At 69.1% G+C, this 1,409-nt stretch carries 1 protein-coding gene; it reads left to right on the top strand.

All coding sequences use genetic code 11. The features are described 5' to 3' along the window. The first annotated feature begins 231 nt into the window (after positions 1 to 231). Entirely contained in the window at positions 232 to 1,395 is a 1,164-nt protein-coding gene (locus HC031_RS32155; RefSeq protein WP_167929226.1) for an IS110 family RNA-guided transposase, read from the top strand. Positions 1,396 to 1,409: the final 14 nt, after the last annotated feature.

Genomic DNA, 1,409 nt, shown 5'->3' with positions numbered 1-1,409 from the left:
CTCATCGGCTACTTGTTGACTGGTGTTACGACCGCAGCCCGGCCAGGCTTGGTCGAGGTGACCGGCGGGATCGCTCTCTCATCGGCTGCCCACCGCAAGTTGGTGTGGCTCTCATCTGGCATGCGCCCCGCCGGTCACCGTGGCGCGGAGAGGCTCCAGAGGGGTTTGCCCAGCTCGAAGTAGCGCTGCCCTCCTCGCCGGCATCGGCTCGGTGGGATCGAGGAGGACAGCGTGGGACGAGTCATCATCGGCATGGATCCGCACAAACGATCGGCAACGATCGAGGTCATCGACGACGGCGAGAACGTGCTCGCCCAGGGCCGGTTCGGCACCGACAGCGCCGGCTACCAGGCCATGCTCAAGGCCGGCCGCAAGTATCGGCACCGCACCTGGGCGGTCGAGGGTTGCAACGGCATCGGCCATCACATCGCCCAGCGCCTGGTCGCCGACGGCGAAACCGTGCTCGACGTGCCGGCGAAACTGTCGGCCCGGGCGAGGGTGTTCGCCACCGGCCAGGGCCGCAAGACCGACCCGGTCGACGCCCACTCGGTGGCCGTGGCCGCCTTACGCAGCAAGGGATTACGCCAGGTCGCCGTCGACGACGCCACCGTCGCGCTGCGGCTATTGGCCGACCGCCGCGACGAACTCGGCCGGGCCCGCACCGACACGGTCAACCGGCTGCACCTGTTGCTGCTCGAGCTGGTGGCGGGCGGGGCCAAGAAAGATCTGTCCGCGCTGCAGGCTCGCGCCCTGCTCAACACGGTGCGCCCCCGCGGCATCGTCGGGCGCACCCGACGGCAGCTGGCCTCCGAGCTGATCACCGAACTCGCCGTCATCGACAAGAAGATCAAAACTGCCGATGCGCAGCTGACCGAGCTGGTCGCCGCCACCGGCAGTCGACTGCAAGAACTCAAGGGTATCGGCCCGTCCGGCGCGGCCCGGCTGATCGGCGACGTCGGCGACATCGCCCGGTTCGCCAGCCGCGGGCACTTCGCCTCATGGAACGGCACCGCACCACTGGACGCCTCCAGCGGCGAGCAGGAACGCCACCGGCTGTCGCGGGCCGGCAACCGGCGCATCAACCGCGCCCTGCACATCATGGCCGTCGTCCAGCTGCGCCACGACACCGAAGGCCGCGCCTACTACCGGCGCCGAGTCGCCGCGGGCAAGACCCCGATGGAAGCCATGCGCGCCCTCAAACGACGACTGTCCGACGTGGTCTACCGGCAGATGGTCGCCGACGCCAAGGCTGCGAGGACGGGTCCGGGAGGACAATCGGGAGCGACTGTTCAATCCAGCGCGGCCGGCCCAATCCCGATGGCCAGCTCTTCGGATCAGTCACTTCCCGGACCCGCCGACACCCACCCTAAAACACTGCTCCTCGCCGGCGCTTGACACAGAGGGGTGCC

The sequence above is a fragment of the Planosporangium thailandense genome, from assembly GCF_011947195.1.
Classification (GTDB): Bacteria; Actinomycetota; Actinomycetes; order Mycobacteriales; family Micromonosporaceae; genus Planosporangium; species Planosporangium thailandense.
Note: the sequence above shows the minus strand (reverse complement) of the source record. Positions and strands in the feature narration are given on the sequence as shown.